Here is a 13,973-nt window from a genome sequence, read left to right as displayed (position 1 = left end):
GCGCCAGCCCGCCCAGCTTCGCGAGGCGGCCGACCGAGCGCAGCACGGCGCCCGGCCCGATCAGCCCGAGCGAGGTGGCGGGCGACCCCGGCCAAGTCAGCTCCGCGGCGGCAGCCCGGCCCGATCAACCCCAGCCGAACAGCGGGCAACGCCAGCCCGGCCAGCTCCGCCCGGCGGCCGCCACGCCCAGCCCGCTCACCACCTCACGGCAGCCCCCACGGCGCGCTCGCCCCGCCGGGCGCGACCGGCCGCACCCCGAAGTCCGGCCGATCCCCCTTCCGGTACACGAATGCGTCCTCACCCCGCCCCAACTCGACCTGCACGTCCCCATTGCCCAGCCGCCGCCAGCGTCGCGCGCGGCCCCGGGCATCCGTCACCGCCAGCTCTCCCTCGATGCCCGGCCTCACCACACACGGCGCCCCCGCCTCGCTGTGCACCTTCAGCCAGCGCGTCTTCCCGCCCGCCCGGGACGCGCTCAGCAAGAACGCGCCCTCGGTGCGGAAGTCCCGCAGCGCGATGTCGCCCCAAGCCGCGGGTACCGCCGGGAACAGCCGGACCACGCCGCCCCAGCTCTGGACCAGCATGTCCTGCATGGACTTCGCCGCCGACAACGGTGTCTCGATGACCGGCCCCGACTCCTTGTACATCGTGTTCGGCTGGATGTACCGGCGCTGCAGCTCGCCGAGGTAGAACGCCGCCTGCTCGCCGCGCAGCATCTGCGCCGAGATCGATGCCGCCCCGGTGAACGTGTATCCCTGCAGCGCACCCTCGAAGCCGACCCAATGGTTCAGCGACGTCTCGATGATCTGCCGGTGTTCCGGCTGCTCCCACGTGACGTCGTAGAGCGGGTAGATCTGCAGCATGTGCGAGTAGTGCCGGTGCGACTTCGCGAACGGCACGCCCGCGCCGATCATGTAGCCGTTGACGTCCGCCGGGTAGTCGACGAGCGTTGCCAGGACGTCCCGCCACCGAGGCGCCAGCGGGTCGCCGGGCGCGGTCTGCAGCAGCGTGCGACACCCCCAGCGGATGAGCGACAGATCGTAGTTGCAGTCCGGGGCGTCGACGCCGTACTCGGGCGAGAACGTCGGCGGCAGGTGCAGCTTCCCGTCCGCGCCCGGCGCGAGGAAGTGCAGGTAGTAGTTGATCGCTTTGCGCAGCAACGGGAACAGCGTGTCCCGCAGCAGCGCGACGTCCATCGTGTGGCGGTAGGACAGCCACACGTTGTGCAGCGCCCACGTCAGGTTGCCGACCTCCGGGGTCGGCGGGTCCTGCCCCGGGACGCCGACGGGGAACCCGCTCGTGGCGTTGGAGACGCCGTTGAGCAGCGTCATGTCGGTCGTGCGCGGGATGCCCGCGGAGTCGGCTTGATACGGCGACGCGACCTGGCTGGTCAGATTGCTCCGGTACTTGTCGAGGGCGTAGCTGACGGCGTCCAGCTCCAGGTGGTTCGAGCCGTGGATGAGCCAGTATTCGAGCTGGACGTTGAGGTTCCACCACGTCGCCGGCCACGGCGTGTTCTCCAGCCACGGCCCGGACGTCGCCATCACCGGCGCCTCGCGCCGGGCCGCCGACGCCACCTTGTACAGCTGGATCCAGTAGAAGCTCTGCAGCCGGGTGTCCGGAATGGACAGGAAACTCCGCCGGTAGTAGTCGTGCCACCAGCGCCGGTGGTCCTGGGTGAGCGCGGCGAAAGCGGAAGCGCGGCGAACCGTCGAAAGTGCCCGAGCCACCGACGTCTTCGCCGGGTGCGACCACGCCACCGACGTGTACAGCGTGCGCGCGCCGCCGCGGGTGACCTCCCGCCAGGCCGTCACGTGCTCACCGCCCGCCAGCAGCGGTTGGACGGCCAGCCGCGCGTCACCGCTGCCGGAAAGCTGCACCGGCGGGTTCGCGGTGTACCCGGCGGGCGGCGGCTTGTTCCACACCGGATCGGCCCGCGGGCTGACCGCGACCGCCGGGCGGAACACCCACTTGAACGCCCGTTCCCCTTCGGACGGCCGGATCTCGACGGCCAGCAGCGACTGTCCGGTGTGGACGATCGCGCGCAGGCTCAAGCTGCCCGCCGCCGTCGTGATCGTGCCGGTCAGCTCGGCGTTCCACAGGTCCATCCGCCAGTCGATCGCGGTGATCGCGCCGACCGGTTCGAGGGTGAAGTACCCGATCGGCAGCCGCGCGAGACCGAACAGCGAGCCGAACTCGGGGCGGTGGTCCTGGACCTGGCTGTGCTGGACGTTGAACCGGATCGCGTTCTGCCCGGGCTCGGCGTAGATGCCCGAGCCGAGGAAACCGTTGCCCAGGAACGGGCCTTCGTACCAGGTCTTCGGCAGCCGCCGCCAGTACAGATCGGCGGTACCGAGGAATCCGGCCCAGCCGAAGTCGTCGCTGCCGGGCACGTCGGCGAAGGCGGGCGTGACGCCTGCCGCGCCGGCCGCGATGCCGGCGAGCGCCCCGCCGAGCACAGTCCTTCGGGTGATGGCCATTTCGACCTCCTTGTCGAAAGCGGATTTCAGCTCGGCAGGCCCCACGCCGGTGCGGGGCCGAGAGCGGGGACGTCCCGGGGTGCGTAGTCCGGCCGCCCGCCGCGCGGGGTGACGACGGCGGTGCCGCCGCGCCGCAGCCCGATCGCGATCCGCCCGGCTCCGGCCGAGCGCCACGGCAGCCGCCGGCCGTGCTCGTCGCGGACGTCGACGTCGCCGGTGACGCCGTGCTGCAGCACCAGCGGCTCACCGGCATCGCTGTGCACGCGGACGAACTCCGTCTTGCCGTCACGGCGGGAGGCGTCCACCAGGAACGCGCCTTCCGCGCGCAGGCCCGCGATCGAGGCGTCCCGCCAGGTCGCCGACACCGACGGGAAGACCTTGAGCACGCCACCGGAACCCTGCATCATCATGTCCACAACGGACTGTGCGGCGGTGATCGGGCTTTCGATCGCGAAGTTGGAACCCTCGCGGTACATCGTGTTCGCGGTCAGCTCGGTGTCGGCGACGATGTTCCGGTCGAGGAAGAACTTCAGGTAGCGCAACGCTTCCTCGGGCGCGTCCATCACCGAGCTCATCGACGACGCGGCCGCGTAGCTGTAGCCGTGCCAGGCGGTCTGGTCGGCGATCCAGTGCCGGAACGTCCGCGTCATGACGTCGCGATCGGCGGGCCGGTCCCAGACCTTCTCCCGCAGCGGGTAGAGCCACAGCAGGTGCGAGAAGTGCCGGTGCGACGCGGCCAGCGGCACGCCGTCGCCGATCAGCACGCCGTCGGCGGGGTCTTCGTGGTAGGGCACCAGTTTCGCGCCGATCTCCCGCCAGATCGGGACGCGCGGTTCGTCGAGACGCAGGATCCGCGCGCTGTCGACGAGGGTGCGGGCAGCCCACCGGATCAGCGACAGGTCGTAGGTGCAGTCGGCCGCGTCGGCGTACTCCGGCGACCGGGTCAGCGGCAGGTGCAGGGACCCGTCCGGCCCGGTGAACAGGAAGTGGCGGTAGAAGTTCAGCGCCTTGGCCAGCGTCGGGTACAGGACGTCGCGCAGCACCCGCCGGTCGAGGTGGTGGCGGTAGGCGAGCCAGACGTTGTGCAGGCCCCACAACAGGTTCCCGGTCTGGTCCGTCTTGGACGTCGTCCCGGGGACGCCGACCGAGCGCGTGCCGCCGGGCCGCAGCCGCCAGTCGCCCGGGTGCGAGAGCGCGTAGGTGTCGCCATCGCGGTAGGCGGGCGGCACGGACGTCTCCAGGTTCGCGTGGTCGCGACGGAAGGTCTCGGTGACGGCGTCGAGCTCGGGGTGGTTGCTGCTGTTGACGATCGGGTAGGTGACCTGGACGTTGAGGTTCCACCAGACCGCGGTCCAGCTGTTGCCGACCTCGGGGAACCACGGTCCCCACTCGGACACGACCGGCCCGCCGGCCCGCGTGGCGGCCGCGATCTTGTAGAGCTGGATCCAGTAGAACCGCTGGACCTGCTTGTCCGGCACCGAAACGAAGCTGCGCGCGTGGTAGTCGTTCCACCACCGGCGGTGGCGGGCGAGCAGCACGTCCGGGTTCGCGGCAAGCGCTTTCCCGACGGCCGCGACGGCGTCCGCCGGGTGCGTCGTGCCCGGGAAGCTGTAGGCGACGGTCGCGGCGAACAGCCGTCGCGCACCGATCGTGCGCTCGCGCCAGGCCGTCGTGTAGCCGCCCCCGGCGAGCATCGGCTGCGCGCAGTACCCGTCGCCGAGTTCGGGCGCGGGGTTCGCGACGTACTCGGGTGGCTTCCGGACGGTCCGGGTGGTCGCCGACTCCAGCGATTGGAAGGCCCACGCCGCGCCGGTCTCCCCCGCGCTCGGCGTCAGCGAGACGAGCAGCACGCCCAGGTCGTTGTGCACGACGGCGGAGAACGCGACCGAGCCCTGGGTCGTGGTGATCGTGCCGCCGAGCTCGGCGTTGTAGAGGTCGAGCGTCCAGTCGACGGCGGTGATCGCGCCGGCGAACGTGAGCGTTAGGTAGCCGATCGGCAGGCGGGACAGCCCGATCCCGGCCTCCCACTGGACGCGCTGGTCCTGCACCTGGGTGTGGCTCAGCATCACCTTGAGGACCTGCGGCGTCTTGCCGGCGTAGACCTGCGCGCCGAGGTAGCCGTTGGCGAGGAACGGGCCTTCCTGCCAGTTCTTGGGGAGCCGCTTCCAGACCATGCGCGCGTCGGCGGCGACGTCCCGGTGCGGGTTCGCCGCGGCCAGCGCGGGAGGCGCGGCTCGCGCCCAGAGACCGCCGAACGCGGCAGCTCCCGCCACGACCGAGGCGGAGCGGAGCACGGTACGCCGCGACACTGCGTCCATGAAGCGTCCTTTCGGATTCATACTACGTTTCACGAGATCCACAGGCGGCGTGCGGCCATGTTTGCAGACAGAGTCGCATAAGGCCAGAGCTGTTCACCCAGAAAGCGGTAGATACATCCGATGTATCGGTCGCAGCGAAGAGTCAGTCTTCCCGGCAGAGCTGGGCGACCAAGGTGTCCGCGGCCCAGTTCTCCCACCGCTCCGGCGACCAGCCGCGGTCGCGGACGAACACCTGGTAGAGCTCCGGGCTGAGCAGCCCGAACAGCAGGTCCGCGGCGTGCTCGGCGGTCACCCCGGCGCGCGCCCGCGGCTTGGCCACGAGAGACCGGGCGGCTTCGAGGTGGACGGCGAACCGCGGGTCGGCGTCGGCGTCCCACTGCCCCGCGAGCGCCGGGTCGGCCGCGGTCGCCGCGCGCAGCATCTCGACGATCGGGGCGACGCGCTCCAAGATCCCGCGCGTGCCGTGGACGTGCAGCCGCAGGTGCGCCTCGGCGGTCTCGGCCGCGAGGACCTCTTGGAACCACGGCCGATCCATCGTCGCGACCGGTTCGAGGTCGCCCGCGATCGCCACGTCGACCAGTTCCTTGAGCAGCACGCGCTTGTTGCCGAAGGTGAAGTAGATCGTCTGCACGGCGACGCCGGCCCGGTCGGCGATCTCCTTGAGGGTCGTCGCGCCGTAGCCGTTGCCCACGAACAGCTCGCGAGCGGCTTCCAGCATCCGCCGGCGCGTCTGCGGCGCGTCACGAACCCGCTTCTGCCCGTCCTTGCGCTGTGCCATTACTAGAGTGTACATCTAGAGCTTGACTCTAGTACTGGAGGTCCGCATGCCCGCCATCGCCAACGCCCGGCAAGCCGAAGCCTGGAACGGCTGGGAGGGGGCGCACTGGGCGCAGAACCGCGCCCGCTACAACGCGATCGTCGGCGCCTTCAACGACGATCTCTTCCGCGCCGCCGCGATCGCCCCGGACGATCGGGTCCTCGACGTCGGCTGCGGGACGGGCCACGTCACGCTGCTGGCGGCGCGGCGGGCCGAGCGGGGAAACGCCGTCGGCGTCGACCTCTCGGCCCCGATGCTGGAGCGCGCCCACGCCGACGCGGCGGCCCAAGGCATCGCCAACGTCCGGTTCGAGCAGGGAGACGCCCAGGTCCACCCCTTCCCGGACGCCGGCTTCGACGTCGTGCTCAGCCGGGGCGGGGTGATGTTCTTCGAGGACGCGGTCGCCGCGTTCGCCAACATCCGGCGTGGGCTGCGGCCCGGCGGGCGGCTGGTGTTCATCGGCCCGCAGGGCGGCGGGCCCGACAGCGACTACGCCCGCGCCACCCGCGCGCTCAAGCCCCTGCTGCGCGCACCGTCGCCCGCGTCGCGCGGCATGGGGTCCCTGACCGAGCCGGCCCGCATCCGGGAGGTCCTCGACGCGGCAGGGTTCACCGGTGTCGAGGTCGAACCGGTCACCGCGCTGATGGACTACGGCCGCGACGCCGCCGACGCGGCCGAGTTCATCCTCGGCCAGGGACCGGTGCGCAGCAATCTGGCCGGGCTCGACGCGAGCGTCGTCGAACCGGCGCGGACCCGGCTGCGGGACGGGCTCGAGGCCTACGAAACCCCCGAAGGCGTCCGCATCCCCGGCGCGGTCTGGCTGGTCAGCGCCACCTGTCCCTGAGTGGCAGGGTCAGGTCCGGCAAGGTCGGGGTGGCGGCAGCGGCCCGGACGTCAGGGTCCCGGCAAAGTCGCCCGACCTGGCTGTCCTCGCGGCCGGTCGACGGGCGTGGTGTCCCGACAAACGTCTTGAATGAGTCATTCAGGACCTCCCACGCCCTGAATGACTCATTCAAGACACCGCCGGCGAGATCGGCGACCTGCGCCGCCGAAAACACCCGCCGAGCACCAGACTTTGCCGTTGCCCTGGGCCCCAGCCTGCCACGCGGACCCGGCGAGGTCAGGCGCCCGGCAGCGGGGGCAACGCCGGTGTCTCCAGCCAGCGCGTGAAGAACGCGTCCAGCGACCGGGCCGCATACGCCTCCGCCATCGCGACGAACCCCTCCGTCGTCACCAGGCCGTGGCGGTGATCGCCCGTCCACGCCTTCAACAACGCGAAGAACGCCGGGTCGCCGATCTCCGCCCGGAGCGCGTGCAGGGTCAGCGCGCCGCGCTTGTACACCCGCTCGTCGAACATGCGGGCCACGCCCGGGTCCGCGATGCGGACGTCCGCCGGCTTGGCCTTGATCCGCGTGTGCCAACTGCGGGCCAACGCTTGCGCGGACTGCCCGCCGGACTCCTCCGACCACAGCCACTCGGCGTAGGTCGCGAAGCCCTCGTTGAGCCAGATGTGGCGCCAGTCGGCCACCGTCAGGCTGTTGCCGAACCACTGGTGGGCCAGCTCGTGCACCACGAGCCGCTCGTGGGTGCGGCGGCCGTCGACGTGGTTGGCGCCGAAGATCGCCATGCCCTGCGCCTCGATCGGGTCGTCGAGGTCGTCGTCGGTGACGACGATGACGTACTCGCCGAACGGGTACGGGCCGAACAGCCGCTGCAGCATCTCCAGCATCCGGCCCTGCCGCCCGAAGTCGCGCTCGAACAGCCGGCGCAGCCGCGGCGGCACGGCCGCTCGCTGCGGTACCGATTCGAGGACCGACTCGACGCGGCCGTGCCCGAAGCCGACCATCAGCCGGCGCGCGCTCACGCCCGTGTGCGGGAACCAGCCGCGGCCGGACAGCTCGAGCTCGTCGTAGCGGCCGATCTGCACGCTCATCAGGTACGTCGCCGTCGGCTCGGGACGCTCGTACACCCACCTCGTGGTGCTCGCCGCGGTGTAGCGGTCCACCAGGTTGCCGGTGACCGCGACCAGGTACGGCGACGCCGTCGTCACGGTGACGCGGTAGGTCGCCTTGTCCGACGGGTGGTCGTTGCACGGGAACCACGAAGGCGCGCCGACCGGCTGGCTCGCCACGAGCGCGCCGTCGGTCAGCTCGTCCCAGCCGACGTCGCCCCAGCGGCTGCCCACCGGCCGCGGGTTGCCGACGTAGTGGACCTCGATGGTAAACGCCGTACCCGCCGCGACCGACTTCGCCGGCCGGACGTGCAGCTTCGCGCCGCGCTTCAGGTACTTCGCGGGCTTGCCGTCGACCAGCACCCGGTTGATCCGGAACTCGCCGAAGTCCAGGCTGACGCGGGAAAGCGCCTGCGTCGCCTCGGCGGTGAGCACCGCCGAGGCCGAGAGCCGGTTCGGCGCGACCTTGTAGTCGAGGTTCAGGTCGTAGTGCCGGACCCGGTAACCACCGTTGCCGTGGGCGGGAAGGTAGGGATCACCGGAGGTGTCCGCGCCGGGTGCCGGAGCGGGAGCCTTCGAAATCACCCGTGTCGAACCTTTCCTCGTGCGTACTGAAACCAGGCTCGCACGGACGGGTGAGTCCGGCGAGCCAGGCGCCTACTTCGTGACCTTCTACTTACCCGTCCACGCGGAGATCGGGTTGCCGAGCCAGCGGGTGTCGGCCGGCACCTCGTCGCCGCGGGTCACCAGCGACCCCGGGCCGACCGTGGTGCGTGCGCCGATGCCGGCGCCCGGCAGCACGATGCCGTGCGGGCCGAGCGTGGCGCCCTCGCCGAGCACCACCCGCGACATGCTCATGATCCGGTCGTGGAACAGGTGCGTCTGCACCACGCAGCCGCGGTTGATCGTCGCGCCGTCACCCAGCTCGACGAGGTCGGCCTCGGGCAGCCAGTACGTCTCGAGCCAGACGCCCCGGCCGATCTTGACGCCCATCGTGCGCAGCCAGGCCGGCAGCAGCGGGGTGCCGCCGATCGAGCCGATCAGCCACGGCACCGCGAGCGCCTCGACGAAGGTGTCGGCCAGCTCGTTGCGCCAGACGAAGGAGCTCCACAGCGGGTGGTCGACCTCGCGGAACTTCCCGACCAGCAGCCACTTCATGACGGTCGCGGTCAGCGCCGCGACGATCCCGGCGCCCAGCAGGGCGGGCCCGGCCAGCAGCGCGGCGACGCCGAAGCCGAACGCCGTCGCCGCCCACAGCAGCCCGAAGGCGACCGAGACGGTCAGCGCGACCCCGCACATGACCGGGATGATCCGGCACAGCTCGACCAGCGCCCGGGCCGCCTTGAGGTGCAGCGCCGGGGTGTAGGTGCGGCTCGTGTCGGAGTCGCCGATCGCGCGGCGCACCGGCAGCGGCGGCATCCCGAGGTACGACGAGCCCTTCTTCGCCTTCAGCGGCGTCGAGGACAGCACACCCACGAGTCCGCGCTTCGGCACCGAACGGCCTGGCGCGGTCATCCCCGAGTTGCCGAGGAAGGCCTGCTTGCCGATCCGGGCCGGGGCGACGTGCAGCCAGCCGTGGCCGAGCTCGTAGGTGGCGACCATGGTGTCGTCGGCCAGGAACGCGCCGCTGTCGACCTGGGTCATCTTCGGCAGCGCGAGCACGGTCGACGCCTCGACGTTGCGGCCCACCTTCGCGCCGAGCAGCCGCAGCCACACCGGCGTGAACAGGCTGGCGTACAACGGGAACAGGCCTTCGCGGGCCATGCTCATCAGGCGTTCGGTGGCCCAGACCTGCCACGCGACGCGGCCGTGCACGGGGTGGTAGCCCTCGACCATGCCGATGCTCAGCAACCGGACGCCGGCCAGCACGAACAGCATGTACGCGGCGAAGTACGCCACGGTCGCGACCGGCACGAAGATCAGCGCCTGGACGAACGCGGCCAGGAGCGTCGGCGCACCGGTGATCGCGGACCCGAGCACGGCGACCCCCGCCAGCGCGGCGATGCCCGGGAGGAAGCCGAGGAGCAGCGAGGTCGCGCCGTAGACGGTGGCCCAGAAGTGCGACCGCGGCGGGCGGCTCGACGGCCACTTCAGCGCGTCCTTAGCGTCCTTGCCGTCCTTCCCGACGGGCGCCGCGGGCGAACCGGCGAAGTGCTGACCGGCCTTGACCACGCCGCGGACGGTCGACCCGGCCGCGATCTCCGCGCCCTTGCCGATGCGGACGCCGGGGAACAGCGTGCTGCGCGCGCCGATGCGGGCCTCCGCGCCGACGCGGACCTTGCCGATGTGCACACGGTCGCCGTCGACCCAGTGGCCGGTCAGGTCGACCTCGGGCTCGATCGCCGCGCCGCGGCCCAGCTTGAGGAAGCCGGTGACCGGCGGCGGCGAGTGCAGGTCGACGTCCTTGCCGATCCGCGCGCCGAGCGCCTTGGCGTAGGTGGTCATCCAGGACGCGCCGGCGACGCTGTCCGCGCCGCTGAACTCGGCGAGCTTCTCGGCCGTCCACAGTCGCAAGTGGACACTCCCGCCGCGCGGGTAGGTGCCGGGGCGCACGCCGGAGAGCAGCACGCGCGCACCGCCCGCGGCGATCGCGATCCGGCCCGCGGGGCTGAACAGCGCCACCCAGGCCAGGGCGACCCACGCCCAGTTCAGGGTCGGCGCCCAGGCGAACCCGAGCAGCGCCAGGATGTTCGACAGCGCAGCAGCCAGCGTCGCCCAGCGCAGCCCGACGAGGCCCATGAGCGGAACCGTCAGGACGGTCTGGATGACGCCGGCGCGGCGCGGGGTCGGCGCGATGTCCCGGCGTTCGGTGGCCTGGCCGCTCAGCGCGTCCAGCATCGCGGCCAGCGCGCCCAGCCGGGGGTGGGCGTAGATGTCGGCGACCGACACCTGCGGGTGCCGGGTGCGGATGCGCGCGACGACCTGCGCGGCGGTCAGGCTGCCGCCGCCGTGGGTGAAGAAGTCGGCCTTCGGGTCGTCGACCGACACGCCGAGGATCTCGGCCCAGCCTTCGGCGAGCCACGTCTCGGTCGGCGACAGCCCGGTGGCGTCCACTGTGGACAGCGGCCACGGGAGGGCGGCGCGGTCGACCTTGCCGGAGGTGCGGGTCGGCAGGTCTTCGACGACGGCGAGCAGCGGGACCAGCGCGGCGGGCAGGTGCTCGCGCAGCCGGGTCGCGGCGTCGTCCTGGTTGAACGGGACCCCGGCGGCGGGAACGACGTAGCCGACGAGGACCTGGTTGCCGGCCTTGGTGCGGCGGATCGCGGCGGCCGCGCCCTGCACGCCCGGCAGGGCCTGCAGCGCGGCGTCGACCTCGCCCAGCTCGATGCGGCGGCCGCCGAGCTTGACCTGCTCGTCGAGCCGGCCGAGGAACAGCAGTCCCTCGGCTTCGGCGCGGACCATGTCCCCCGAGCGGTAGGCGCGCTGCCAGCCCAGCGACGGCAGGGCCGCGAACTTCTCGGCGTCCTTCTCGGCGTCGAGGTAGCGGGCCAGCCCGGCGCCGCCGATGACCAGCTCGCCGGTGTCGCCCATGGCGACCGGCCGGCCCTCGTCGTCGACGACCGCGAGCTGCCAGCCGGCCAGCGGGAGGCCGATCCGGACCGGGCCCTCGCCGGTCAGCTGCGCGGCGCAGGCGACGACGGTGGCCTCGGTCGGGCCGTAGGTGTTCCAGACTTCGCGGCCTTCGACGGCGACGCGCTCGGCCAGCTCCGGCGGGCACGCTTCGCCGCCGAAGATGAGCAGGCGGACGTCTTCGAGGGCGTCGGCGGGCCACAGCGCGGCCAGCGTCGGCACGGTCGAGACGACGGTGATCTGCTGCGCGACCAGCCACGGGCCGAGGTCGACGCCGGTGCGGACCAGCGCGCGGGGCGCCGGGACCAGGCAGGCGCCGTGGCGCCAGGCCAGCCACATCTCTTCGCAGGAGGCGTCGAAGGCGACGCTGAGGCCGGCCAGCACGCGGTCGCCCGGGCCGATCGGCTCCTCGGTGAGGAAAAGTTCGGCCTCGGCGTCGACGAACGCGGCGGCACTCGCGTGGCTCACCGCGACGCCCTTGGGCTTGCCGGTCGAGCCGGAGGTGAAGATGATCCACGCGTCGTCGGCCGGGCCGGGGACGCCGGTGCGACCACCCGGGGTGCTGTGGACGTTGATCTTCCCGTCGGTGGCGACGGCGGCGACCTGGGCCTCTTCGAAGACCAGCTCGGCGCGCTCGTCCGGGTCGTCCGCGTCGACCGGCACGTAAGCGGCGCCGACGGACAGGGTGGCGAGGATCGCGACGTACAGCTCGGCGGTGCCGGAGGAGATGCGGATGCCGACGCGGTCGCCGAGGCCGACGCCGTAACCGCGCAGGCGGCGGCCGTAGGCGTCGATCTCCTCGAGGAGGCGGCGGTAGGTCAGCGTCGTGGTGCCGTCGTCGATCGCGGCGGCGTTGGGGTGGCGCTCGGCCGTGGCGGCGAGGACGTCGAGCAAAGTGCGCTCGCTGGCGCCGAGGCCGGACCAGAACAGGGCCCGGTCGGCGACCGGGGTGGCCGAGGGCGCGTGCGTCACCTCGGCGACGCAGGCGAGCGGTGCGGTGATCTCCGTGTCGATCTCGGGGACCGATCCGGCGGGTTCGATCGTGACGGTCATCGGGCGTACCCCGCGACCATGACGAAGACGTGCAGGGACGAACTATGGGCGCGCAAGCCCATCACTCACCTTCCGCGAGCCTCACCGGGCTTGCACTCCTGAATGAGGCGCCCGCAACGACCCTTCACCATACCCGCAGATGAAGGAAAGATATCTGCCGGGTCACGCTCGCGTGTCGGACCTCACGAAAGTGGTCCTGACCAGCGTGATCCAGGTCGCATCTCGCGTGATTGGCGCCGGAACTCGCGAGTTACGGCGCCAATCACGCGAGTTCCGGCCCCGATCACGCGAGTTCCGGCAAATGGCTCACCGGGATTTGGCGGGCCTGGCGGCTTTTCCGCCGATCTTCGGTTTCGCCTTCTTTTCGCGGACGCGCACATTCACCCGAACGGGGCTGCCTTCGAAGCCGAACCGCTCGCGGAACTTGCGCTCGATGAACCGGCGGTAGCCCGCCTCGAGGAAGCCGGTGGTGAACAGCACGAGCGTCGGCGGCCGGATGCCGGCCTGCGTCGCGAACAACACCTTCGGCTGCTTGCCGCCTCGGACCGGCGGCGGGGTGGCCGCGATCAGGTCGGACAGCCAGGCGTTGAGCTGGCCGGTCGGCACCCGCTTGTCCCACGACGCCAGCGCCGTCCGCAGCGCCGGGGCGATCTTGCGCACCGAACGCCCGGTCAGCGCCGAGACGTTGACCTTCTCCGCCCACGGCACGCGGACCAGGCCACGCTCCAGCTCGCGGACCATCGCGTGCCGGCGGTCCTCGTCGACCAGGTCCCACTTGTTGAACACCAGCACGCACGCGCGCCCGGCCTCGACGACCATGCTCAGCACCCGCAGGTCCTGCTCCGAGATGGGCTCGCCGGCGTCCAGCAGCACGACCGCGACCTCGGCCGCGTCGATCGCGGTCTTGGTGCGCAGCGAGGCGTAGTACTCGGCGCCGGCGGCGAAGTTGACGCGCTTGCGCAGGCCCGCCGTGTCGACGAACCGCCAGGTCTCGCCGTCCAGCTCGACCAGCGAGTCGACCGGGTCGACGGTGGTGCCCGCGACCGAGTCGACGACCGAGCGCTCCTCGCCGGAGAGCTTGTTCAGCAGGCTCGACTTGCCGACGTTCGGCTTGCCGACCAGCGCGACGCGCCGCGGGCCCGACGTCGCGGCGACGCCTTCGCGCGGCGCCTCGGGCAGGGTCTTGAGGATGGCGTCGAGCAGGTCGCCGGAGCTGCGGCCGTGCAGCGCGCTGACCGGGTGCGGCTCGCCGAGGCCGAGCGACCACAGCGACGCGGTGTCCGCGAGCAGCCGGTCGTCGTCGACCTTGTTCGCCACCAGCAGCACCGGCTTCTTCGAGCGGCGCAGCACCTTGGAGGCGGCTTCGTCGGTGGCCGTGGCGCCGACCGAGGCGTCGATCACCAGCAGGACCGCGTCCGCGGTCTGCATGGCCAGCTCGGCCTGGGCGGCGACGGAGGCCTGCAACCCGGTCGCGTCCGGTTCCCAGCCGCCGGTGTCGACCAGGGTGAACTTGCGCCCGCCCCAGTAGGCGTCGTAGGCGACGCGGTCGCGGGTCACGCCCGGCACGTCCTGCACGACGGCTTCGCGGCGGCCGATGATGCGGTTGACCAGCGTGGACTTGCCCACGTTCGGCCGGCCGACGACGGCGAGCACCGGTTGCGCGAGGGCGGCCTCCTCGGCCGCTTCCGCCGCGTCGATCTGCGCGTCAAGCCTGGCGAACTCGGTCTCGTCCGACCAGGTGCCGTCGACTTCGCCGACGCTGTCCAACTCTTCCATTACAACCC

7 protein-coding genes are annotated in these 13,973 nt (G+C 71.9%); 1 reads left to right on the top strand and 6 read right to left on the bottom strand.

Annotation, left to right across the window (positions count from 1 at the left end):
• Nucleotides 1-203: 203 nt before the first annotated feature.
• The 3 genes from QQ657_RS13845 to QQ657_RS13835 all read right to left on the bottom strand — a co-directional run bounded on the left by QQ657_RS13845 (nt 204) and on the right by QQ657_RS13835 (nt 5,576).
• The gene (locus QQ657_RS13845) at nt 204-2,480 is read right to left on the bottom strand and encodes a glycosyl hydrolase family 95 catalytic domain-containing protein (RefSeq protein WP_284742511.1); all 2,277 of its coding nucleotides are present in this window, start codon (nt 2,478-2,480) and stop codon (nt 204-206) included.
• A 26-nt stretch (nt 2,481-2,506) separates the two neighbouring features.
• Nucleotides 2,507-4,798, bottom strand: coding sequence for a glycosyl hydrolase family 95 catalytic domain-containing protein (locus QQ657_RS13840; RefSeq protein WP_284742510.1), 2,292 nt, complete (start codon nt 4,796-4,798; stop codon nt 2,507-2,509).
• 142 nt (nt 4,799-4,940) lie between these two features.
• Complete coding sequence (locus QQ657_RS13835; protein WP_284742509.1) at nt 4,941-5,576, bottom strand: TetR/AcrR family transcriptional regulator; 636 nt, start codon at nt 5,574-5,576, stop codon at nt 4,941-4,943.
• Between the two features lie 46 nt (nt 5,577-5,622).
• Here QQ657_RS13835 and QQ657_RS13830 point away from each other — a divergent pair, with 46 nt between their 5' ends.
• Nucleotides 5,623-6,459 carry a class I SAM-dependent methyltransferase gene (locus QQ657_RS13830; RefSeq protein WP_284742508.1) on the top strand — a complete coding sequence of 279 codons (837 nt, stop codon included), beginning with the start codon at nt 5,623-5,625 and terminating at the stop codon, nt 6,457-6,459.
• 276 nt (nt 6,460-6,735) lie between these two features.
• On the opposite strand, the gene QQ657_RS13825 is transcribed toward QQ657_RS13830, so the two are convergent.
• From QQ657_RS13825 to der, 3 genes are all read right to left on the bottom strand, one after another.
• Entirely contained in the window at nt 6,736-8,151 is a 1,416-nt protein-coding gene (locus QQ657_RS13825; protein WP_284742507.1) for a M1 family metallopeptidase, read from the bottom strand.
• An 87-nt stretch (nt 8,152-8,238) separates the two neighbouring features.
• On the bottom strand, nt 8,239-12,189 hold the full coding sequence (locus tag QQ657_RS13820) for a Pls/PosA family non-ribosomal peptide synthetase (RefSeq protein ID WP_284742506.1): 3,951 nt from the start codon (nt 12,187-12,189) through the stop codon (nt 8,239-8,241).
• Between the two features lie 306 nt (nt 12,190-12,495).
• Nucleotides 12,496-13,965: a ribosome biogenesis GTPase Der gene (der, locus tag QQ657_RS13815; protein WP_284742505.1), complete on the bottom strand. Its 1,470-nt coding sequence runs from the start codon at nt 13,963-13,965 to the stop codon at nt 12,496-12,498.
• Nucleotides 13,966-13,973: the final 8 nt, after the last annotated feature.

The organism is Amycolatopsis ponsaeliensis (assembly GCF_030182635.1).
Classification (GTDB): Bacteria; Actinomycetota; Actinomycetes; order Mycobacteriales; family Pseudonocardiaceae; genus Amycolatopsis; species Amycolatopsis ponsaeliensis.
This window is presented reverse-complemented; position numbering and strand designations above follow the sequence as displayed.

Bases quoted from the DNA above. Each gene is read 5' to 3' on its own strand.
- QQ657_RS13845 (WP_284742511.1), bottom strand. From the start codon at position 2,480: ATGGCCATCACCCGAAGGACTGTGCTCGGCGGGGCGCTCGCCGGCATC.
- QQ657_RS13840 (WP_284742510.1), bottom strand. From the start codon at position 4,798: ATGGACGCAGTGTCGCGGCGTACCGTGCTCCGCTCCGCCTCGGTCGTG.
- QQ657_RS13835 (WP_284742509.1), bottom strand. From the start codon at position 5,576: ATGGCACAGCGCAAGGACGGGCAGAAGCGGGTTCGTGACGCGCCGCAG.
- QQ657_RS13830 (WP_284742508.1), top strand. From the start codon at position 5,623: ATGCCCGCCATCGCCAACGCCCGGCAAGCCGAAGCCTGGAACGGCTGG.
- QQ657_RS13820 (WP_284742506.1), bottom strand. From the start codon at position 12,189: ATGACCGTCACGATCGAACCCGCCGGATCGGTCCCCGAGATCGACACG.
- der (WP_284742505.1), bottom strand. From the start codon at position 13,965: ATGGAAGAGTTGGACAGCGTCGGCGAAGTCGACGGCACCTGGTCGGAC.